This window comes from Synechococcus sp. CCY9201, from assembly GCF_034931105.1.
Taxonomy (GTDB): Bacteria; Cyanobacteriota; Cyanobacteriia; order PCC-6307; family Cyanobiaceae; genus CBW1002.
The window spans coordinates 1-19,875 of sequence record NZ_JAYGIC010000144.1 but is presented as its reverse complement, the minus strand read 5'-3'; the positions used below and the strand labels follow the sequence as shown (position 1 = coordinate 19,875).

The window sequence follows — 19,875 nt, the reverse complement described above, 5'->3', positions numbered from 1 at the left end:
GGCCACCGCCAGAGCTATGCCAGTGGCAAAACGGGCATCAAGGCTCCAAGCAAGCCAGAGGCCTGGCTGGTAGAGAGCCAGCCAGGCCTGCTGACGCCTGAAGACAGCTTGAACTAAGGCTCAGATCACCCCAAAGACCGATCAGCCGCCCTGACGACTGCTGGTCTGGATGTAAAGAATGATCAAAAACACCGCGGGCACCAGAACAAACAGCAGGCTGGCGACGAAACCGAGATCGTTGGTTTCCATGGCAGTGTTGGAGATCCTGGGAGGGTATCACCGCCATTCGGCACTCTTTTCGGCCCCTTCATCGCTCGTTGTGATGCAGCCCTCTCAGCCCTCAAGCGGATCGCTGGGAAGGTCAGCCAAGTTGCCGTCAGCCTCGGCGCCTTCCGTTGCGATCTCCTCAGGGGATTCGATCGGCTCGGGTGGAGCGGGCCAGGCGGTGGGCCCCTCGGGCAGTGGTTGCTGGCTGACCTTCGCCAGCACAGCGTCGCGATCGGGAAGACCCACCTGGGGGCGGGTCAGCACCAGCACCGAGCGGTTCACGAGGGTCTGACAGGCGAGTCGCCAGCCCTGGGGCCGGCGGCGCAACTTCTGCTCTTCCACCGCCGTGAGCGGGCTCAGGGCCGACGGCTTCTCCGGACCCTCCACGATCTCCACAAAGCAGGTGATGCACTGGCCGCATCCGCCGCAGTTGCCCAGCTTGCCCTTGAGGCCATAGAGCTCCAGCCCCTGGCGCAAGGCCACCTCGCGCAGGTTCTCACCCGGGTAACACTCCACATCCTGACCTTCACGCACGAATCGGATCACGGGCATGGGGCTTCTATCCAGCTCAGCCCCCATTCTGAAACCGGCAGTTGCGCTCCGTAACTCAGGCTCCCGCCCGGCCGGGAACAACCCTTACGATCACCAGCACTGATCGTCTCAATGGCTTTTCAGCCAATGGGTCAATCGTTGCTGGCCAACCCCATCGACGGATGGGCGACGGCCAGCTCCCTGTTTCCCCGGACCTAACCCCCATGGGATTGCCCTGGTATCGGGTGCACACGGTCGTGATCAACGACCCGGGCCGTTTGCTCGCCGTGCACCTCATGCACACCGCTCTGGTTGCCGGCTGGGCCGGCTCCATGGCGCTTTATGAGCTCGCCATTTTCGATCCCTCTGACCCGGTGCTCAACCCCATGTGGCGCCAGGGCATGTTCGTGATGCCCTTCATGGCGCGTCTAGGCGTGACCGGCAGCTGGGGTGGCTGGAGCATCACCGGTGAAACCGGTGTGGATCCAGGCTTCTGGAGCTTCGAGGGTGTGGCTGCGGCACACATCATTTTCAGTGGACTGCTCTTCCTCGCCGCCATCTGGCACTGGACCTTCTGGGATCTCGAGATCTGGCAGGACCCACGCACCGGTGAACCGGCCCTGGATCTGCCCAAGATCTTCGGGATCCACCTGCTGCTGGCCGGCCTCGGCTGCTTCGGCTTCGGTGCCTTCCACCTGACCGGCGTCTTCGGTCCAGGCATGTGGATCTCAGACCCCTATGGCGTCACTGGCCACCTGGAGGCTGTTCAACCCGCCTGGGGCCCAGAGGGCTTCAACCCCTTCAACCCGGGTGGCATCGTTGCTCACCACATCGCCGCCGGCATTGTGGGGATCATCGCCGGCATCTTCCACATCACCACCCGACCCCCGGAACGCCTCTACAAGGCTCTGCGGATGGGCAACATTGAAACGGTGCTGGCCAGTGCCATTGCCGCCGTGTTCTTTGCAGCCTTCGTGGTGGCAGGGACCATGTGGTACGGCTCCGCTGCCACCCCTGTCGAACTGTTCGGCCCCACGCGTTATCAGTGGGATCAGAGCTACTTCAAGACCGAGATCAACCGTCGGGTTCAGACCGCACTCGACAACGGCGCCAGCAAGGCCGAAGCCTATGCCGCGATTCCTGAGAAACTCGCCTTCTACGACTACGTCGGCAACAGCCCTGCCAAGGGTGGTCTGTTCCGCGTCGGTCCCATGGTGAATGGCGATGGCCTGCCCACCAGCTGGCTGGGCCATATCTCCTTCACCGACAAGGAGGGCCGTGATCTCGAAGTGCGCCGCCTGCCCAACTTCTTCGAGAACTTCCCTGTGGTTCTCCAGGACAAGGACGGCATCGTCCGCGCTGACATCCCCTTCCGCCGGGCTGAAGCCAAGTACTCCTTCGAACAGACCGGAGTCACCGCCACGGTCTATGGAGGCGCACTCAACGGCCAGACCTACACCGATCCTGCAGACGTCAAGCGGTTGGCCCGCAAGGCCCAACTGGGTGAAGCCTTCGAATTCGACCTCGAGCGCTACCACTCCGATGGCACCTTCCACAGCTCCCCGCGTGGCTGGTTCACCTTCGGCCATGCCACCTTTGCACTGCTCTTCTTCTTCGGTCACATCTGGCACGGTGCCCGCACCCTCTACCGCGATGTGTTCGCCGGCATCGACCCCGATCTCGGCGAGCAGGTGGAATTCGGTCTCTTCCAGAAACTGGGAGACCGCTCCACCCGTCGTCTGCCGGAGGGCTATGCACCTCCTGCCGGCTCCCCGCTCAGCTGACCGCCAGTTCCTTCGAGGTAACCCATGGAGAGCTTCGCTTACATCCTGATCCTCACGCTGGCCATCGCCACCCTGTTCTTCGCCATCGCCTTCCGCGATCCCCCGAAGATCGGTAAGTGAGAGTCCACTTGCGGCTCCAGGGTCGCTTTCCAACCCCCGCCACGGCGGGGGTTTTTTCTTGGCAGCACCTGGCAAAGCCATGCGATCTGGAGCAATGTTCCGTGACTGTTGCAACACCGGGCAGCATCTGTCGCCCCGCTGGCTATTGCCGAATCAGAGGATCGCTGTCTAAGCTAAAGAAATACGCGTCGCACCTTCAGGGATGCAATGTCCCTCCTGCCAACACACGGACAGTCGGGTGCTCGAATCCCGTGCGGCCGATGTCGGGCGGAGCGTCAGACGCCGCCGCGAATGCCTGGAGTGCAGCTTTCGCTTTACCACCTATGAGCGGGTCGAAACCGTACCGATCACCGTGGTGAAGCGCAGCGGCGGTCGTGAGATCTTCAGCCGCCACAAGGTGTTGCATGGACTGATCCGCGCCTGCGAGAAGACCGGTATCGAACCGGCCTGCCTCGAGAGTGTGGTGGAGGAGATCGAAGTGCACCTGCAGCAGCGGGGTGGACGCGAGGTTCCCAGTGCCGAGATCGGGGAACTGGCCCTGCAACGCCTGGGGGATCTGAGCGAGGTCGCCTATGTGCGCTTCGCCTCCGTGTACCGCCAGTTCCAGGGCATCAGCGATTTTGTGGCGGCCCTCGATGGGCTCAGCCGACGGGATACGAGCAGCACCGAAGCGCGGCAGCCGGCCTCCCTGGCGGCCGTGAACTGACCCTGAAAGGCAGAACGGGGCGACCTGCCTGTAGGTTGGGAGATTGCGTTGGTTTCGCTGGCGGGCGGACGCAACGCTCCCTTCCCATCTGCCGCCGGCAGACCGCCGTTTCAACATGACCGTAACCCCTTCCGAAGCCAGCGCTCTGGAGAGCACGGCCGAGATCGCTGCAGACGTGGATCAGGCCTTCGCCGCCGACACCGAACTCGATCTGGGCATTCCGGAAGAGGTGCCCAGTGCCGATGACCCCAGCAGCCGTGCCGTGAGCCGCGACCTGGATGGCGTGGGCTTCACCCTGGACGAATTCGCAGCACTGCTCAGCAAATACGACTACAACTTCAAGCCCGGTGACGTGGTGAACGGCACCGTGTTCGCCATGGAGCCCAAGGGCGCCATGATCGACATCGGCGCCAAGACCGCTGCCTTCATGCCCCTGCAGGAGGTGTCGATCAACCGGGTCGAGGCACTCAGCGATGTGCTCGAACCCGGGGAGGTGCGCGAATTCTTCATCCTCAGCGAGGAGAACGAAGACGGCCAGCTCACCCTCTCGATCCGTCGCATCGAGTACCAGCGTGCCTGGGAGCGGGTGCGGCAGCTGCAGAAGGAAGACGCCACGATTCACTCCGAGGTGTTCGCCACCAACCGCGGTGGTGCCCTGGTACGGGTCGAAGGTCTGCGCGGCTTCATCCCCGGCAGCCACATCAGCACCCGCAAGGCCAAAGAAGAGCTGGTGGCCGACTTCCTCCCCCTCAAGTTCCTGGAGGTGGACGAGGAGCGCAACCGCCTGGTGCTCAGCCATCGCCGCGCCCTGGTGGAGCGCAAGATGAATCGCCTCGAGGTTGGCGAAGTGGTGATCGGCACCGTGCGTGGCATCAAGCCCTACGGCGCTTTCATCGACATCGGTGGCGTCAGCGGCCTGCTGCACATCTCCGAGATCAGCCACGAGCACATTGAGACGCCTCACACGGTGCTGAATGTGAACGACCAGATGAAGGTGATGATCATCGACCTCGACGCCGAGCGTGGGCGGATCTCCCTCTCCACCAAAGCCCTCGAGCCCGAACCCGGCGACATGCTCACCGACCCCCAGAAGGTGTTCGACAAGGCCGAGGAAATGGCGGCCCGCTACAAGCAGATGCTGCTCGAGCAGGCTGAAGACAACGAGCCCATGGGCGTCACCCTCGACTGAGCCACCCCGTTTCCGTTCTGCTTGACCGCGCAGCATCCGTCCCCTTGCCCATGGCCCACCTGACGCTGCGCGGCCAGCCCCTCGGCCGCTTCGCGGCGGTGCTGTTCGACAAGGACGGCACCCTCAGCCACAGTGAACCGCTGTTGATCACCCTGGCCGAGGCCAGGGTTTTTCATGCGGTGCAGCGCCTGAACGCCGTCCATCCGGAGCGGGTCCACGATGGCAGCAGCACCGAACTGGAGACCCTGCTGCGCCGGGCCTACGGACTCGATCAACACGGTGTGCATCCGGCCGGCACCACGGCCGTGGCTTCGCGCGAACACAATCTGATCTCCACCGCCACCGCCCTGGCCCAGGTGGGGGTCGGCTGGCCCGAGGCGTTGGCGCTGGCGCATGCCGTGTTCAGCGACACCGATGGGCTGCATGGGGAGGGTGCCGCCGCTGCGCTCCCCACCAACGGACTGATGGAGCTGCTGACGGCGCTCTCTGGCGCCGGCCTGCGTTGCGGTGTGATCAGCAATGACGGAACCGCCGGTATCCACCATTTCCTGCATCACAACGGGCTGAGCGGCTTCTTTTCGGCCAGCTGGAGCGCCGATCACCAGCCCTGCAAACCGGATCCTGGTGCGGTGCATGGGCTGTGCGACCTGTTGCGGGTGAAGCCTGCCGAGTGCCTGCTGATCGGAGACGCCAACAGTGATCTGCGCATGGCTCTGGCGGCAGGGCTCCCCACCGCCCTTGGGTACACCGCCGGCTGGCAACGACGACCACCACTGGACCCCCTGTTTCCCCAGCTGCAGCACTGGTCTGAACTGGCCGTCATGGGGACGGACGGGGCGAGCGTTGTGAGCAGCGCGATTTCAGGCTGCAGCACTGCCGAATAAGCTGCTCGACTGATCCATCAGCCAGCGTGGGATGAGCCGTTACGTCTTTACCTCTGAATCGGTAACCGAGGGGCATCCCGACAAGATCTGCGATCAGGTGAGCGATGCGGTACTCGACGCGTTACTGGCCCAGGACCCCGCCTCACGGGTGGCCTGCGAAACGGTGGTGAACACCGGCCTCTGCCTGATCACCGGTGAAGTGACCACCACCGCCCGGGTGGACTTCAACACCCTGGTCCGCGGTGTGATCCAGGAGATCGGCTACGAGGGCGCCCGCGCCGGCGGCTTCGATGCCAACAGCTGCGCCGTGCTGGTGGCCCTTGATCAGCAGTCGCCCGATATTGCCCAGGGCGTGAACGAAGCCGATGACCACGACGGTGATCCGCTGGATCTGGTGGGTGCCGGCGATCAGGGCATCATGTTCGGCTACGCCTGTGACGAAACCCCGGAGCTGATGCCGCTGCCGATCAGCCTGGCCCACCGGCTGGCGCGGCGCCTGGCGGAGGTGCGCCACGATGGCACCATCGGCTACCTGCTGCCCGACGGCAAAACCCAGGTCAGCGTGGTGTATGAAAACAATCAGCCGGTGGCCATCGACACCGTGCTGATCTCCACCCAGCACACCGCCGAGATCGACGGCATCAGCGAGGAGAACGCCCTGCGCGAGCGTATTGCCGCTGATCTCTGGGATCACGTGGTGCTTCCCGCCACCGCCGGCCTGACACTCCAGCCCCGCAAGGAAGCGACCGACGACGGTCCAGCCACCCGCTTCCTGGTCAATCCCACCGGCAAGTTCGTGGTGGGCGGCCCCCAGGGTGATGCGGGCCTCACCGGCCGCAAGATCATCGTGGACACCTACGGCGGTTATGCCCGCCACGGCGGTGGTGCCTTCTCCGGCAAGGACCCCACCAAGGTGGACCGATCCGCCGCCTATGCGGCCCGCTACGTGGCCAAAGCCCTGGTGGCCGCCGGTCTGGCGAAGAAGGTGGAAGTGCAGCTCAGCTACGCCATCGGCGTGGCCCGCCCCGTGAGCATCCTGGTGGAGAGCTTCGGGACCGGCCGCATCAGCGACGAGAACCTCACGGCGCTGGTGCAGGAACACTTTGATCTGCGCCCCGGCGCCATCATCGAAACCTTCCGATTGCGGGAGCTGCCCGCTCAGCGTGGCGGCCGCTTCTACCAGGATGTGGCCGCCTACGGCCACTTCGGCCGCACGGATCTCAACCTTCCCTGGGAAGACGTGGCCGCGATTGCCACCACGATCCAGCATGCCACCCGGGATCTGGTGGCGGCGGCCGCCTGATCCAGGCTTCAGCGGTCGTCAACGCGGAATCCTCCCATCGACAGGCCAGAGCCTGGCAACGATCCAGTCCCACAGGACTGGTCGCTTGGCGTGGACCTGGGCAGCAGCGGCCTACGGATTGCCCTGATCGATGGGGCCGGCCAGCGACAGGCCGACGAATCCTGCGCCTACCCCGCTCCGTTCCCGGATCCCGGCGGCTGGCGCAGCGGACTGATCGCGCTGGTGGATCGGCTGCCACGGCCATGGCGCCAGCGGATCGGCGCGATTGCCGTGGACGGCACCTCCGGCACGCTGCTGCTCTGCCATCCCGATGGTGAGCCGCCAGCAGGCCAGCTGGGCCAGGCGCTGCCGTACCACCAGGCCTGTCCAGACAAAGCTGTCGCATCAGCCACCCTGGCCGCAGACTGCACCGCCGCAGCGAGTCCCAGCGGCAGCCTGGCCCGGGCCCTGCGCCTGCTGGATCAAGCGGCAGCAGCGGGCTACGGGCCTGCGGATCTTTGGCTGCGTCATCAGGCCGACTGGCTGATGGGCTGGCTGCTGAACGACTGGCGCTGGGGCGAGGAAGGCAACAACCTCCGCCTCGGCTGGCACTTGCCAGACTCGGCGACAGGAGACGGGCACTGGGCCGGAGCGATCCACCAGCAGGCCTGGAGCCCTGCCCTGCCTCAGATCCGGCCCAGTGGCACCCGCCTGGGCCCGTTGGCGCCGGCCGCAGCGGCAGCCCTCGATCTGCCCGCCAGCTGCCTCGTGATCGCCGGCAGCACCGACAGCAACGCCGGGGTGCTCGCCGCCGACCCAGCCCCGGACGACGGCATCACGGTGCTGGGCACCACCTTGGTGTTGAAACAGTTCAGTGCCGTGCCGGTCCGGGCGCCTGGGGTGAGCTGCCACCGGCTGGGGGGGCGTTGGCTGGTGGGGGGAGCCTCCAATGCGGGCGCGGGCATCCTGCGCCGCTTCTTCGACGACGCCACGATCGCGGCCCTCAGCCGGCAGATCGATCCAGGGCGGCCCAGCGGCCTCAACCTGCTGCCCCTGCCCGGGACGGGCGAACGGTTTCCCGTGGACGATCCGGAGCTCAGGCCTCGGCTCGATCCCCGCCCTGTGAGCGATGCGCTCTACCTGCAGGCCCTGCTGGAGGGGCTCACGGCGATTGAGCAGGCCGGCTGGCAACGGCTGGAAACCCTCGGCCTGCCTCCGGTGCGGCGGGTGATCACGCTGGGGGGAGGGGCCCGCAATCCTCAGTGGCGTGCCCTGCGCCAGCAACGGCTGGGCCGAACCGTGCTGAACCGGCCGGCGCTGTCGGCCGCCCTCGGCATGGCGCGCCTGGCCCGGCAGGGTCTGAGACTGGGCCCGTCCCCCACTGATGCCCCATGAACGAACGACTGCGCACCGTGATCTCGATGGCCCTGTTTGCGGTGCTGGCGGGATACGTGGGCTTCAGCGCCATCCGCCTGGGCCTGCTGCTGTGGCAGCGCTTCGGTGCCGCCTGACGTGAAACCGGCCGGGAAGGGGCCCGGCGCGAGCGCCAGAATCAGGCCGACCCCACCCACCTGTTGTCCCATGGCCGCCGACCCCCTCACCACCGCCGTGAGCGATCGGATCTGCAAGCACATGAACGAAGACCATGCCGAAGCGGTGCTGTCCTATGCCCGGCACTACGCCGGTATCAGCGGAGCGACCGAGGCCCGCCTGCTGGCGGTGAACCCCGATGCGATGCGGCTGGAGGTGGACGGAGCCAGGGTGGAGGTGGCCTTTGATCACCAGCTCAGCGACAGCGAGGATGCCCATCGCACCCTGGTGGCCATGCTGCGGGCCCTGCCGAAGCAGGACACCAAAGCCTGAACCCGCTGGGTCCGCCTTGGGGAATCCTTTCGCCAGTTCGCCTGCCGCCGGCAGCTGCCGTTCTGGTCACCTCCCATCGTGCCTCCCCCCAGCTGTCGCCGCCCGATCCGATCCAGCGGGCGCTCAACCTGATCAGCCGTCCCTGTTGCCCCCTCTGCCGCCGTGCCCGGGCCAGCACCGATGAGAGCCGCGGTGATCAGCACCACTGGCCCTGCGCCCCCTGCCAGGAGCGCCTGGACCTGCGGTTTCCCTGCCTGCACGAGAGTGCTCCACTGCCCTGGTGGGCAGTGGGCAGCTACGACGGCCCGCTGCGCCAGCTGCTGCTGAACCTGCGCAAGCACGCCGATGGCGCCACCAGCCGCGACGCCATCGCCGGCCTGTTGCAGCAGATGAGCCTGGGCCTGCCGCTCTGGAAGCAGCCGCCACTGCTGGTCGCCATTCCCAGCTGGAAACGGCGCAGCAATCCCCTGCCGGCGCTGATCTGCGACGAACTGCAGCGGTTGCTCGCCTGCCGCAGCCAAGCACTCCTGGAGCGCAGCCGCCCCACCCTGGGGCAACACCACCTGGGCCGCGCCCTGCGGCTGGCCAACCAGGCGGGTGCCTTCCGCTGCAGCCAGGTCAGACCGGTGCAGTCGGGGCCGCGCCAGCCGGTGCTGTTGATCGACGACATCCTCACCACAGGAGCAACCGCCTGCGCCGCCGCCGCCGCCCTGGAGGAGAGTGGCTGGCGCGTCGCCGGCCTGCTCTGCCTGGCCCGAACGCCGGCGTTGGGTGGTGATCTAAGATCTGCGGGTCGCTGAGGCGACGGGCCGGGATAGCTCAGTTGGTAGAGCAGGCGACTGAAAATCGCCGTGTCCCCAGTTCAAATCTGGGTCCTGGCATCACATTTCAAGTCAACTCCGACCGCTTTCGATTGGAAGCGTTGATGATCCCCACCCAGGGACAGACAGTCCCCATCGCCGCCGATCTCCCTTGGCAGGGAGTCATTGGACCTCAGCGCCACGGCTTCAGCCTGATTCAACCCATTGACCCGTGGAGCGCGACACCCACAACGCCTCTCACAGCACGACAAAATTGCCCATGACGCCACCTCGGGGGCTTCGCAGCCTGGAGGCCTGCCGGCCAGCAGCACCGGCCCGTCTTCACCTGATGCCGCAGAGGCAGCCCTGAACCATGGGAAGTCCAATCGATAAGGAGACCTTCCTGGCACGGGCACGAACCCGCTTCGGCCAGCGCTACGACTATCGCGACATCGTGTACAAGAGCTACAAGACACCCATCAAGATCCGCTGCAGTCTGCACCCGGTGAAGCTGATCACGATCACGCCGGAAAAGCATCTGCAGACCACCGGGGGCTGCAAGTTCTGCCTACGCGAGAGCCGCATTCAGATGCTGGAGCGGGAGTTGCGCCGCGACCCCGCCGATCGCCCCCAGGCCCTGGACAAACCCAAAGCCTCCCGCCATGTCCCGCAAGCAGGCGGCTGAAGCAGGCTTCACCGACGCCGGAACAGCCACGTGGTGCACGGGCACAATGGGATGGTTGCTGCCGAGGCTGATGCCCGTACCGCCACTGGCCACCGATCGGTTGTATGACAACGCCGACAGTTTCGCCCAGAGCTTCGATGCCGCCTGGAAGGCCCTGGGGAACAGCCCAGAGGACGCCAACCACAGGATTGACCTGGTGCTCGACCAGCTCCGCGACCACCCCTTCATGATCAGCCGCCCGGCCATGGCCCGCCAGGTGGCTGACTTTCGGATTCGCCTCCTGGGTTTGTAAGGTCTGACGTCATGAGCAGCTCTCTCGGTCGGCTGGTGGCCATGCTGAGCGCCGGCTTCAGCAATCAGGCCCAGGCATTCGATAACCCCCCCCTCTACGCCCACATCCTGGTCCACTTCCGGCCCTTGCCGCAGCTGGCCCCGGGATCGTTGCTGCTGGAGCAGTCGTACGCCATTGCGCCGGCAGTCCCGTACCGGATCCGGGTGCTGCAGGCTGAGCAGCGGCAGGGAAGCCTGATCATCCGCAACCAGGCCCTGCGCGATGAACGTCGCTTCTGGGGTGCCATCGACGACGCCGAGCGACGCGACCAGATCGTCGCCGACGATCTGCTTCCCCTGGAAGGTTGCAATTACGTGGTGCGCGAACAGGGCGAAGGATTCGTGGGCGAGGTGGAGCCGGGTTGCCGCTGCCTGGTGGAACGCAAGGGCAGCACCGCCTACCTGGTCAGCAGCTTTGACATCGATAGCCGCGGCATGCGCACCATTGACCGTGGCCATGACCCCAGCACCCACGAACAGCTGTGGGGGTCGCTGGCAGGCCCGTTTGAATTCAGCCGCACCCACGACTACAGCGCCGAGATTCCTTCCTCCTGGGGCGACACCTTCCGGACCTGAATACTGTGGGGGCCTGTCCTGTCAGCCCTGGACAAGGTTCACGAAACATAGAAGAGCGACATCAATCTTGAAATCGTGAAGCGATGTAATAAGCCGCGCCGAACGGACCCATTTCCGCCAGAAGCCCCATACCGTTCAGCACGTTATTCTCACCAGGCATGGCACTGCCCCTTCTCAGCACCAACCCCACCGCGATCAACGCGAGAGTCCAGGGATTCACCACAGGAAGCGAGCAGGATGCCGGGCGACTGGCACAGCGACTGCCCAGTGAAACCGCCGCTCGTAGCCGGGAAGAGGTCGATGCTCTGATTGAGCGGGCCTATCAGCAGATCTTCTTTCATGCCTTCCGGGTCGACCGCGATGCGGCGCTGGAATCGCGGCTGCGCAACGGCCTGATCAACACGCGCGACTTCATTCGCGGCTTGTTGTTGTCGCAGACCTTCCGAGATGGCTTCTACCGCTGCAACAGCAACTACCGCGTGGTTGAGCAGATGGTGGGCCGCGTTCTGGGACGGCCGGTGCATGGCCAGCAGGAACAGATTGCCCTCTCGATTCTGATCGCTGAACAGGGTCTTCCAGGCCTGATCGACACCCTGCTCGACTCCCAGGAATATCTCGAGGCCTTTGGTCTTGACGAAGTTCCCTATCAGCGCAACCGGGTGCTGCCAGGACGCGCCATCGGCGCGATTCCCTTCAACCAGCAGGCACCGCGTTACGACCAGTACTGGCGCGAAGCCACGAACCGCCGGGCCCCAGCCGGCGGACTGGGCTCGGGAGCACGTTTTTCCGGCGAAATCACCTCGCCGTCCTGGAAGGGCGGCAAGCCTCCGGAATGGGCCCAGCGACTCTGGCTGGGACTGGCCGCCGTGGGTGCTCTAGAAGTGGGCCGGGTGCTGCTGACCACCGCCGGAGCCATGCTGAGCACCGGTCCCTGAACGGATCAGGCCGTTTGTTGCGCCAGAGGAACCTCGTCATCCATGAAGGCCTGTTCCTCCTCCGCCGGGAACGGATCAGGCGGGCAGGGATCAGGGGTGAGCATCACCACCTGATCAGCACTGGCAGGTTCTGGCCTGACCGTGTCTGGCTTGGCGGCTGACGGGCTGGCCACTGCGGCAGGAACCACTTGCAGCCTGGCGGGGGGTGCGGCCTTGGATCGCGCCTCTTCCCCACCCAGCAGGATTTCCAGTCGCTCCAGCCGATCTTCGGTCTCCAGCAGGCGCAGTTCCGTTTCCTCGGCTTGATGGACCGCCGCCGCGCTCTCAGCCTGCAGCCGCTCCAGGCTGCGGGCTTCCTGGGCATTCAGCCGCTCTTCCAGATCGAGAAGGCGATAGGTGAGCGTCTCAGCGACCTGCGACAGGGATTGAAGCTGCTCGGCAAGTCGCAGGGCGGGATCGGCAGCCTCGGGAGCCTTTGCCATCACGAGGAGTTCGCAGATGTGGGCGGATGGTATCGGCCCTGCCCAGGCTGGCCAGAGGGGATAGGCCGCAGGCAGAGAGCCAGCCAGAGCGGGCGAAACATTTGTAACGATTCTGAAAGCCAGCCCGGAGAGAGAAACCGCCCCCATAGGATCCGGCTGAAGCCTCTTGGTCAGAACCGCCAGCGGCTTCCCACGCCACCGGACGTCTGCCGATGACGTCCTCGGCACCGTCTTCTGCCTGTCCGCTTCCGCCCCCCGGCCCCTCACGCCCATGACTCTCGCCAACGCTGCCTACCTGGGCATCGAGCGCTTCTCCAATGCACGAAACAAGGAGAACTGGACGAACGGAACGGAGGTGGATAAGTCCACCCTGATCCGGGCCGTCTACCAGCAGGTGCTCGGCAACCAGTACATCATGGAAAGCGAGCGCCTTGAGGGTCCCGAATCCCTGTTCCGGCGCGGCTACCTGAGCGTGCGTGAGTTCGTGCGTCAGGTGGCCAAAAGTGGCCTGTACCGCCAGAAGTTCTTCGAGAACTGCAACGCCTATCGCTTCATCGAGCTGAATTTCAAACACCTGCTCGGTCGCGCTCCCCAGAACAAAGCAGAGATGCTGGAGCACTTCACCATTCTCCAGGAGCAGGGTTTCGACGCCGAGATTGACTCGTACATCGACAGCGCCGAATACCAGAACCGCTTCGGTGAGGAGATGGTTCCTTACCTGCATGGCTGGGACTACTCCATTGGCCAGCAGGGCCTGCAGTTTTCCTACATGCTGCAGCTCAGCCGCGGCGCTGCGGCCTCGGTCAAGGGTGACATCCTCAAGAATCAGTCCCGCCTCAACCCCGCCGTCCACTCCGAAGCTGCCGTTCCGGTGGTGAGCCCCAACGCCAAAGGCTCCGTGTTCCGGAAGGTGCAGGCCGATGGCGTGACCCGCATGGGTGTAGGCGCGTCCGAGGAAGGACGCACCTTCCGGGTGGAGATCACCGGCTTCAGCAACTACCGTCTGCACAAGCGCAGCAATCGCGTGCGTTTCATTCCCTTCGCAAAACTGCTGGCGTACCAGCAGCAGATCCACCGGGAAGGCGGTCGCATCGCCAGCATCACCCCGGTGAACTGATCGCTTACTTCCATTCCCTCGCTGTTTGAACCACCATGAAAGTTTCTGCCGGTTCCCGGGGCACGAGCTTCAGTAGCGGCCGTCAGGTCACCATCCAGGTGACCGGGCTCGCTCAGAATGATTTCGTACGCAGCGCTGATTGCGTCATGCAGGTGCCTTACACCCGCATGAATGAGACCCTTCAGATGGTTAACCGCATGGGCGGAAAGGTGACGAGTGTGTCAGTGAATGGCGGCGACCTGCCCGGCGCCGGCGGAGCTGCGCCCCGCAAGAAAGCCAAAGGCTGAATCCTCCGCATGCTGCAATCCGAACAGTGCCCTGCACTGCCCGGCCCCAAGGCCCCCTGACGGGGGCCTTTTTGCTGCGCGGATCTGGCCATCCCCATCGGAGCACCCATCCCATGGCGAGACACAACGTTCATTGCGATACAAAGACAGTCAGGTCCGGCTGTCCACCACGAACCGACCAACCCGCCCCCTGGAGCAGAGCCACTGCACCGCAGCCGATCTGGCCAGTGGTGACCGTTTGTGAATCACTCCTCATTCAGGTGGGGTCAGGGTCCAACAATGGTCAGGTCTTGTTGACAGGGGTTCGCCAAGAGCGGCTCCGATCAGCTGACCAGAGTGCGTGGAATCACGCCTCGACCATTCACCATCCCGACACTGAACGTCGAGAACAGGAGCTTTAACTAAATGTTCGACGCCTTCACCAAGGTTGTTGCGCAGGCTGATGCCCGCGGCGAATTCCTGAACGCTGGTCAGATCGACGCTCTGTCGTCGGTCGTTGCTGACAGCTTCAAGCGCATGGATTCCGTCAACCGGATCACCTCCAACGCTTCCAAGATCGTCACCAACGCAGCTCGCGATCTCTTCGATCAACAGCCTGCCCTGATCGCCCCCGGCGGTAACGCTTACACCCACCGTCGCATGGCTGCCTGCCTGCGCGACATGGAGATCGTTCTCCGCTACATCACCTACGCCGTGTTCACCGGCGACGCTTCCGTGCTGGAAGATCGCTGCCTCAACGGCCTGCGTGAGACCTACCTCGCCCTGGGCGTCCCTGGCGCTTCCGTGGCTGAAGGCATCCGCAAGATGAAGGACGCCGCCATCAGCATCGCCAACGATCGCAACGGCATCACCCCCGGCGACTGCTCCGCTCTGATGAGCGAGATCGGCACCTACTTCGATCGCGCCGCTGCTGCTGTCGCCTGAGGCGACCAGCTCCGCTGATCCCTGGCTGTTGCCCTCGGCAGCAGCCTCCTGATTTAGGTCCACCCTTCTTCTTCAATCCCTTCAATGAAGACCCCCCTTACCGAAGCCGTCGCCGCCGCTGATTCCCAGGGCCGCTTCCTCTCCAACACCGAGCTCAACGCCGCTTTCGGTCGTTTCGAGCGCGCCAAGAATGCCCTTGAGGCTGCCAAGGCCCTCACCGCCAAAGCCGATGAGCTGGTGAACGGTGCTGCCCAGGCCGTCTACAGCAAGTTCCCCTACACCACCCAGATGCAGGGAACCAACTATGCGTCTGACGCCCGTGGCAAGGCCAAGTGCGCCCGTGACATCGGGTACTACCTCCGCATGGTCACCTACTGCCTCGTGGCTGGTGGCACCGGCCCCATGGACGAGTACCTGATCGCCGGTCTCGATGAGATCAACCGCACCTTCGAACTGTCCCCCTCCTGGTACGTCGAAGCCCTGAACTACATCAAGGCCAACCACGGCGTCTCCGGCGACGCCGGCGTCATCGCCAACAACTACATCGACTACGCCATCTCGGCCCTCGTCTGATCCCGATCCGAGCCTTCGTTCCCTTCGGTTCGTTCGCTCCAGGATCCAACGCCCCCCTCACGGGGGGCTTTTTTGTTGCGCAACCAATGACACAGGCCATTTGCATAGGCAACTGCGTAGGCAACTGCGTAGGCAATGATGCAACCGATTTGGAATGAAGCCGAAAACGGAGAGGCCTTCCAGGATGCCGCTTCCACCGGCGATGCCACGATCCGAACAAGGCCACAACAGGGCTGTAAAGATTCGAGCTGACTCCTTAGAACCGCTAAGAATCACCATAGGATTTCTAATGTGCGCCCAGCGTGTGCTGCACTCTCCCTTCAGATTGCCACCTCCCCCATGACGCTTGTCAATGCTCCGTATCTCGGCATCGATCGGTTTGCCAACGACCGCAACAAGGAAAACTGGTCCAACGCCTCCGATGCCGACAAGACGACCCTGATCCGGGCCGTCTATCAGCAGGTGCTGGGCCACCAGTACGTCATGGAATCCGAGCGCCTTGCCGGAGCAGAGTCGCTGTTTCGCAATGGCTACCTCAGCGTGCGGGAGCTGGTGCGCACGATCGCCAAGAGCGGCCTCTACCGGAAGCGTTTCTTTGAGAACTGCAATCCCTATCACTTCATTGAGCTGAACTTCAAGCATCTTCTGGGTCGCGCACCCCAGAACAAAGCCGAGATGCTGGCTCATTTCACGATCCTGCAGGAGCACGGGTATGACGCCGAAATCGATTCCTACATCGATAGCTCCGAATATCAAGCACGCTTTGGCGAAGAAGTGGTGCCTTACCTCCACGGCTGGGATTACTCAGCCGGCCAGGAAGGTCGGCAGTTCTCCTGGCTGATGCAGTTGGCCCGTGGTGCCGCCGCCTCCGTGAAGGGTGATACCGCCGGCACCAACTTCCGCCTCGGCAAAGCCCTGCATCAGGATCGGGCCCTGCCGGTGGTGAGCCCCAACGCCAGGGGCAGCGCCTACCAGCCCACCCAGGTCGCCAATGAATCGATCACCCAGATGGCCCAGGGGATCGGCCAGAAAGCCAGGGTGTATCGGATTGAAGTCACTGGACTGACCAACTACCGCCTGCACAAGCGCAGCAGCACCGTGCGATTTGTGACCTTCGACAAGATGCTGGAAGCCCAGCAGAGGATCCATCGCCAGGGCGGCCGCGTCGCCAGCATCACCCCTGTGAACTGAGCGCCTGGAGTTTCCGGTCCAACCCAGACCCCGCGATCCTGATCGGCCCGGAGCTTTACGCTCCGGGCCTTTTTGCTGGCCACAGCACAGATCCAGGCAAGGCGAAGAGTGGACCCCCTGCGGCGCATGCGGTGACCCTTTGTAAAGCATCCCGGAATCTCCGGGGATTCTGATCAAAATGGCGGAGGTTCAAGGGGCGGTTGTCCCGCGAGCTTCAGGAATCCACTCGCAGAACAGGAGTTCACCTCCAGCGGCGCAGTGGCACTTCCGGAAATGGATCCGAGCTTCAGTCAGCGAAGCCAGGATTTCATTTCATCGAGGATGTGGTCATCGCATCTCTCTTTTTCCCCTTCCCACCCAGTCCCGACTTCACAGGTCGAGCACAGGAGCTTTAACTAATGTTCGACGCCTTCACCAAGGTTGTTGCGCAGGCTGATGCCCGCGGCGAATTCCTGAACGCTGGTCAGATCGACGCTCTGTCGTCGGTCGTTGCTGACAGCTTCAAGCGCATGGATTCCGTCAACCGGATCACCTCCAACGCTTCCAAGATCGTCACCAACGCAGCTCGCGATCTCTTCGATCAACAGCCTGCCCTGATCGCCCCCGGCGGTAACGCTTACACCCACCGTCGCATGGCTGCCTGCCTGCGCGACATGGAGATCGTTCTCCGCTACATCACCTACGCCGTGTTCACCGGCGACGCTTCCGTGCTGGAAGATCGCTGCCTCAACGGCCTGCGTGAGACCTACCTCGCCCTGGGCGTCCCTGGCGCTTCCGTGGCTGAAGGCATCCGCAAGATGAAGGACGCCGCCATCAGCATCGCCAACGATCGCAACGGCATCACCCCCGGCGACTGCTCCGCTCTGATGAGCGAGATCGGCACCTACTTCGATCGCGCCGCTGCTGCTGTCGCCTGAGGCGACCAGCTCCGCTGATCCCTGGCTGTTGCCCTCGGCAGCAGCCTCCTGATTTAGGTCCACCCTTCTTCTTCAATCCCTTCAATGAAGACCCCCCTTACCGAAGCCGTCGCCGCCGCTGATTCCCAGGGCCGCTTCCTCTCCAACACCGAGCTCAACGCCGCTTTCGGTCGTTTCGAGCGCGCCAAGAATGCCCTTGAGGCTGCCAAGGCCCTCACCGCCAAAGCCGATGAGCTGGTGAACGGTGCTGCCCAGGCCGTCTACAGCAAGTTCCCCTACACCACCCAGATGCAGGGAACCAACTATGCGTCTGACGCCCGTGGCAAGGCCAAGTGCGCCCGTGACATCGGGTACTACCTCCGCATGGTCACCTACTGCCTCGTGGCTGGTGGCACCGGCCCCATGGACGAGTACCTGATCGCCGGTCTCGATGAGATCAACCGCACCTTCGAACTGTCCCCCTCCTGGTACGTCGAAGCCCTGAACTACATCAAGGCCAACCACGGCGTCTCCGGCGACGCCGGCGTCATCGCCAACAACTACATCGACTACGCCATCTCGGCCCTCGTCTGATCCCGATCCGAGCCTTCGTTCCCTTCGGTTCGTTCGCTCCAGGATCCAACGCCCTCCTCACGGGGGGCTTTTTTGTTGCGCAGGCCCCTCGCCAGGAGGCTGCGGCTGTCAGCATCGGCAGCATCTGACCAGCAGTCTGCGGGCCATGAGCGGCAGCGGCGATTCCCAGGCCATCCCGGTGGAGGGCGAACCGATCGACGAGGCGGAAGCGCTGCGGCGCCTCCGGTGCAGCGACGATCCCTCGGCCCAGTACTACGCCGCCTGGTGGCTGGGGCGGGCGCGCAGCAGCCATCCCGACACCGTGCCGCTGCTGCAGTTCGCCCTGCAGCAGCGGCGCCCCCGTGACCCGGGAGCCGGTGTGGAGGAGAACGCGGTGGCACGGAACGCCGCCCGGGCCCTAGGCAAGCTCGGCTCAGCCGCCACACCGGCCATCGGCGACCTGCTGGAGACCCTGGACGACCCCGATGACGGTCTGCGGGAGGCGGCGGCACGAGCCCTTGGTGACCTGAGGGCCGCCGTTGCCGTCGAGCCCCTGCGGCGACGCCTGGCCAGTGGACCGGCGAGGGCCGGCGCCCAGCAGAGCAACAGCCCCCGCCTGGTGGAACCCTGCGAGGCCCTGCTTGAGGCCCTGGGCGACATCGGTGTGGCCAGCGACGAGGTGGTGGCGGTGATCCGTCCCTTCGTGGAGCACGAACGTCCGCTGATTCGCAGCGCGGCCTGCCGAGCCCTGCTGCAGCTCACCGGCGAGGCCCACTGGGGGGAACAGCTGGTCGTCCTGCTGCAGCATCCCCAGCTGCAGGTGCGCCGCGCCGCCCTGATGGATCTGGGAGCGGCAGGCTGGCGGCCTGCCCTGCAGCCCATTGCCACCACCCTGGCGGAAAACAGCCTCAAGCTGATTGCCTTGCGGGGCCTGGTGGAGCAGGGCGACGATCCCGCCACCCAGGTGGATTTTGAGATTGCGGCGGTGCTGGAGGCGATGGATGCCCTGCTCTGAGAGCCTGAACCGATGACGATCTCCCCTTCAACAACGGGCGAAACCACCGCTCTCCTGCTCCCGCACGAGCTGATCGAGCGGGTGCAACAGGCCAGCACTGCTCTGGAGTTGCTGCAGGCCACCCAGGCCCTCGCCGCCGCCGCCCACCCGGCCGCCGCCCCCTGCCTGGTGGATGTGCTCGGCTTCAACAATCCAGGCGCCGCCGTGGCCGCGGTGGATGGCCTGATCGCCCTGGGACCCCAGGCCGTCGAGCCGATCCTCGACAACCTGGATGGCTACAACTACGGCGCTCGCGCCTGGGCCGTGCGGGCCCTGGCCGGCATCGGCGATGTGCGGGGCCTGGAGGTGCTCGAAGACGCCCTGGCTCAGGACATCGGACCGAGCGTGCGCCGTGCTGCGGCCCGGGGACTCGGTCAGTTGCAGATGCAGGGGCTGGAAGAAGCTCCCCGAACCGCCCTCGCGGAGCGTTGCCTGCGGGCCCTGGAGGCGAGCTGCGGCGACGGCGAATGGGTGGTGCGCTACGCGGTGGTGGTGGGACTGGAATCCCTGGCCGCCCGGCTGCACCCCACGTCGGAGCTTCGGCCACGGCTGCGCCAGGCGCTGGAGGGCCTCCGGCAGAGCCCTCCCGAGGCCGCGGCCGTGGTGCGACTGCGGGCGGAGCAGGCCCTGCACCGTCTGGAGGCGCGGCATGGCTGAACCGCGTCTGCTGTTCGTCTGCCTCGGCAACATCTGCCGTTCCCCCGCTGCGGAGGGGGTGTTCCTGCATCTGCTGGCCCGCGAGGGTCTGGAGCAGGCCGTTGTGGTGGATTCGGCCGGCACCGGCGGCTGGCACGTGGGCCGGCAGGCCGACCCCAGGATGCGGGCC

The 19,875-nt window shown here is 64.7% G+C and carries 25 protein-coding genes, 1 tRNA gene and 1 pseudogene; 24 read left to right on the top strand and 3 right to left on the bottom strand.

Annotation, left to right across the window (positions count from 1 at the left end; translation table 11 throughout):
* Window positions 1-141 precede the first annotated feature (141 nt).
* Together psbM and VB716_RS13845 are read right to left on the bottom strand one after the other, a co-directional pair.
* On the bottom strand, window positions 142-249 hold the full coding sequence (gene psbM, locus VB716_RS13850) for a photosystem II reaction center protein PsbM (protein ID WP_197158811.1): 108 nt from the start codon (window positions 247-249) through the stop codon (window positions 142-144).
* 84 nt (window positions 250-333) lie between these two features.
* A complete protein-coding gene (locus VB716_RS13845) occupies window positions 334-819 on the bottom strand; it encodes a 2Fe-2S iron-sulfur cluster-binding protein (RefSeq protein ID WP_323270772.1) in 486 nt (161 codons plus the stop codon).
* A gap of 203 nt (window positions 820-1,022) precedes the next feature.
* Here VB716_RS13845 and psbB point away from each other — a divergent pair, with 203 nt between their 5' ends.
* The 14 genes from psbB to VB716_RS13775 all read left to right on the top strand — a co-directional run bounded on the left by psbB (window position 1,023) and on the right by VB716_RS13775 (window position 11,952).
* Window positions 1,023-2,582 carry a photosystem II chlorophyll-binding protein CP47 gene (gene psbB / locus VB716_RS13840; RefSeq protein WP_197158809.1) on the top strand — a complete coding sequence of 520 codons (1,560 nt, stop codon included), beginning with the start codon at window positions 1,023-1,025 and terminating at the stop codon, window positions 2,580-2,582.
* Between the two features lie 24 nt (window positions 2,583-2,606).
* Complete coding sequence (locus VB716_RS13835; protein WP_006042122.1) at window positions 2,607-2,702, top strand: photosystem II reaction center protein T; 96 nt, start codon at window positions 2,607-2,609, stop codon at window positions 2,700-2,702.
* Window positions 2,703-2,904: 202 nt separating this feature from the next.
* The gene (gene nrdR, locus VB716_RS13830; protein ID WP_323270771.1) at window positions 2,905-3,408 is read left to right on the top strand and encodes a transcriptional regulator NrdR; all 504 of its coding nucleotides are present in this window, start codon (window positions 2,905-2,907) and stop codon (window positions 3,406-3,408) included.
* A 115-nt stretch (window positions 3,409-3,523) separates the two neighbouring features.
* Window positions 3,524-4,597 carry a 30S ribosomal protein S1 gene (locus VB716_RS13825; RefSeq protein WP_197158807.1) on the top strand — a complete coding sequence of 358 codons (1,074 nt, stop codon included), beginning with the start codon at window positions 3,524-3,526 and terminating at the stop codon, window positions 4,595-4,597.
* 50 nt (window positions 4,598-4,647) lie between these two features.
* A complete protein-coding gene (locus VB716_RS13820; RefSeq protein WP_197158806.1) occupies window positions 4,648-5,481 on the top strand; it encodes an HAD family hydrolase in 834 nt (277 codons plus the stop codon).
* A gap of 31 nt (window positions 5,482-5,512) precedes the next feature.
* Complete coding sequence (gene metK / locus VB716_RS13815; protein ID WP_323270770.1) at window positions 5,513-6,784, top strand: methionine adenosyltransferase; 1,272 nt, start codon at window positions 5,513-5,515, stop codon at window positions 6,782-6,784.
* Window positions 6,785-6,874: 90 nt separating this feature from the next.
* Entirely contained in the window at window positions 6,875-8,158 is a 1,284-nt protein-coding gene (locus VB716_RS13810; RefSeq protein WP_323270769.1) for an FGGY-family carbohydrate kinase, read from the top strand.
* Window positions 8,159-8,344: 186 nt separating this feature from the next.
* Window positions 8,345-8,626 (top strand): DUF2470 domain-containing protein, encoded by a 282-nt coding sequence (locus VB716_RS13805; RefSeq protein ID WP_323270768.1) that lies wholly within the window; start codon window positions 8,345-8,347, stop codon window positions 8,624-8,626.
* A 287-nt stretch (window positions 8,627-8,913) separates the two neighbouring features.
* Window positions 8,914-9,426: a ComF family protein gene (locus tag VB716_RS13800; protein ID WP_197171783.1), complete on the top strand. Its 513-nt coding sequence runs from the start codon at window positions 8,914-8,916 to the stop codon at window positions 9,424-9,426.
* An 8-nt stretch (window positions 9,427-9,434) separates the two neighbouring features.
* Window positions 9,435-9,507, top strand: a tRNA-Phe gene (locus VB716_RS13795).
* Window positions 9,508-9,799: 292 nt separating this feature from the next.
* Window positions 9,800-10,111, top strand: a complete 312-nt coding sequence (locus tag VB716_RS13790) for a hypothetical protein (protein ID WP_197158802.1) — start codon at window positions 9,800-9,802, stop codon at window positions 10,109-10,111.
* Window positions 10,089-10,403 (top strand): hypothetical protein, encoded by a 315-nt coding sequence (locus tag VB716_RS13785; RefSeq protein WP_231605567.1) that lies wholly within the window; start codon window positions 10,089-10,091, stop codon window positions 10,401-10,403. The genes VB716_RS13790 and VB716_RS13785 overlap by 23 nt, the downstream gene beginning before the upstream one ends.
* 11 nt (window positions 10,404-10,414) lie before the next feature.
* The gene (locus VB716_RS13780; protein WP_323270766.1) at window positions 10,415-11,017 is read left to right on the top strand and encodes a chromophore lyase CpcT/CpeT; all 603 of its coding nucleotides are present in this window, start codon (window positions 10,415-10,417) and stop codon (window positions 11,015-11,017) included.
* Window positions 11,018-11,175: 158 nt separating this feature from the next.
* Entirely contained in the window at window positions 11,176-11,952 is a 777-nt protein-coding gene (locus VB716_RS13775) for a phycobilisome rod-core linker polypeptide (protein WP_197171775.1), read from the top strand.
* A gap of 5 nt (window positions 11,953-11,957) precedes the next feature.
* On the opposite strand, the gene VB716_RS13770 is transcribed toward VB716_RS13775, so the two are convergent.
* Window positions 11,958-12,434, bottom strand: coding sequence for a hypothetical protein (locus VB716_RS13770; RefSeq protein WP_323270765.1), 477 nt, complete (start codon window positions 12,432-12,434; stop codon window positions 11,958-11,960).
* Between the two features lie 271 nt (window positions 12,435-12,705).
* Here VB716_RS13770 and VB716_RS13765 point away from each other — a divergent pair, with 271 nt between their 5' ends.
* The 10 genes and pseudogenes from VB716_RS13765 to VB716_RS13720 all read left to right on the top strand — a co-directional run.
* Entirely contained in the window at window positions 12,706-13,551 is an 846-nt protein-coding gene (locus tag VB716_RS13765; protein ID WP_197158797.1) for a phycobilisome rod-core linker polypeptide, read from the top strand.
* 35 nt (window positions 13,552-13,586) lie between these two features.
* Window positions 13,587-13,838: a phycobilisome linker polypeptide gene (locus VB716_RS13760; protein WP_197158796.1), complete on the top strand. Its 252-nt coding sequence runs from the start codon at window positions 13,587-13,589 to the stop codon at window positions 13,836-13,838.
* A gap of 405 nt (window positions 13,839-14,243) precedes the next feature.
* Entirely contained in the window at window positions 14,244-14,762 is a 519-nt protein-coding gene (locus tag VB716_RS13755) for a phycocyanin subunit beta (protein WP_197158795.1), read from the top strand.
* 84 nt (window positions 14,763-14,846) lie between these two features.
* A complete protein-coding gene (gene cpcA / locus VB716_RS13750; protein WP_197158794.1) occupies window positions 14,847-15,335 on the top strand; it encodes a phycocyanin subunit alpha in 489 nt (162 codons plus the stop codon).
* Between the two features lie 339 nt (window positions 15,336-15,674).
* Window positions 15,675-16,526 carry a phycobilisome linker polypeptide gene (locus VB716_RS13745; RefSeq protein WP_323270764.1) on the top strand — a complete coding sequence of 284 codons (852 nt, stop codon included), beginning with the start codon at window positions 15,675-15,677 and terminating at the stop codon, window positions 16,524-16,526.
* A gap of 398 nt (window positions 16,527-16,924) precedes the next feature.
* The gene (locus VB716_RS13740) at window positions 16,925-17,443 is read left to right on the top strand and encodes a phycocyanin subunit beta (protein ID WP_197158795.1); all 519 of its coding nucleotides are present in this window, start codon (window positions 16,925-16,927) and stop codon (window positions 17,441-17,443) included.
* A gap of 84 nt (window positions 17,444-17,527) precedes the next feature.
* Complete coding sequence (gene cpcA, locus VB716_RS13735) at window positions 17,528-18,016, top strand: phycocyanin subunit alpha (RefSeq protein ID WP_197158794.1); 489 nt, start codon at window positions 17,528-17,530, stop codon at window positions 18,014-18,016.
* A gap of 145 nt (window positions 18,017-18,161) precedes the next feature.
* The gene (locus VB716_RS13730) at window positions 18,162-19,010 is read left to right on the top strand and encodes a HEAT repeat domain-containing protein (RefSeq protein WP_323270763.1); all 849 of its coding nucleotides are present in this window, start codon (window positions 18,162-18,164) and stop codon (window positions 19,008-19,010) included.
* A 12-nt stretch (window positions 19,011-19,022) separates the two neighbouring features.
* Entirely contained in the window at window positions 19,023-19,706 is a 684-nt protein-coding gene (locus tag VB716_RS13725; protein WP_323270762.1) for a HEAT repeat domain-containing protein, read from the top strand.
* Window positions 19,699-19,875 (top strand): annotated as a pseudogene (locus tag VB716_RS13720) (low molecular weight phosphotyrosine protein phosphatase); the annotation flags it as partial. The gene VB716_RS13725 and the pseudogene VB716_RS13720, both read left to right, overlap by 8 nt.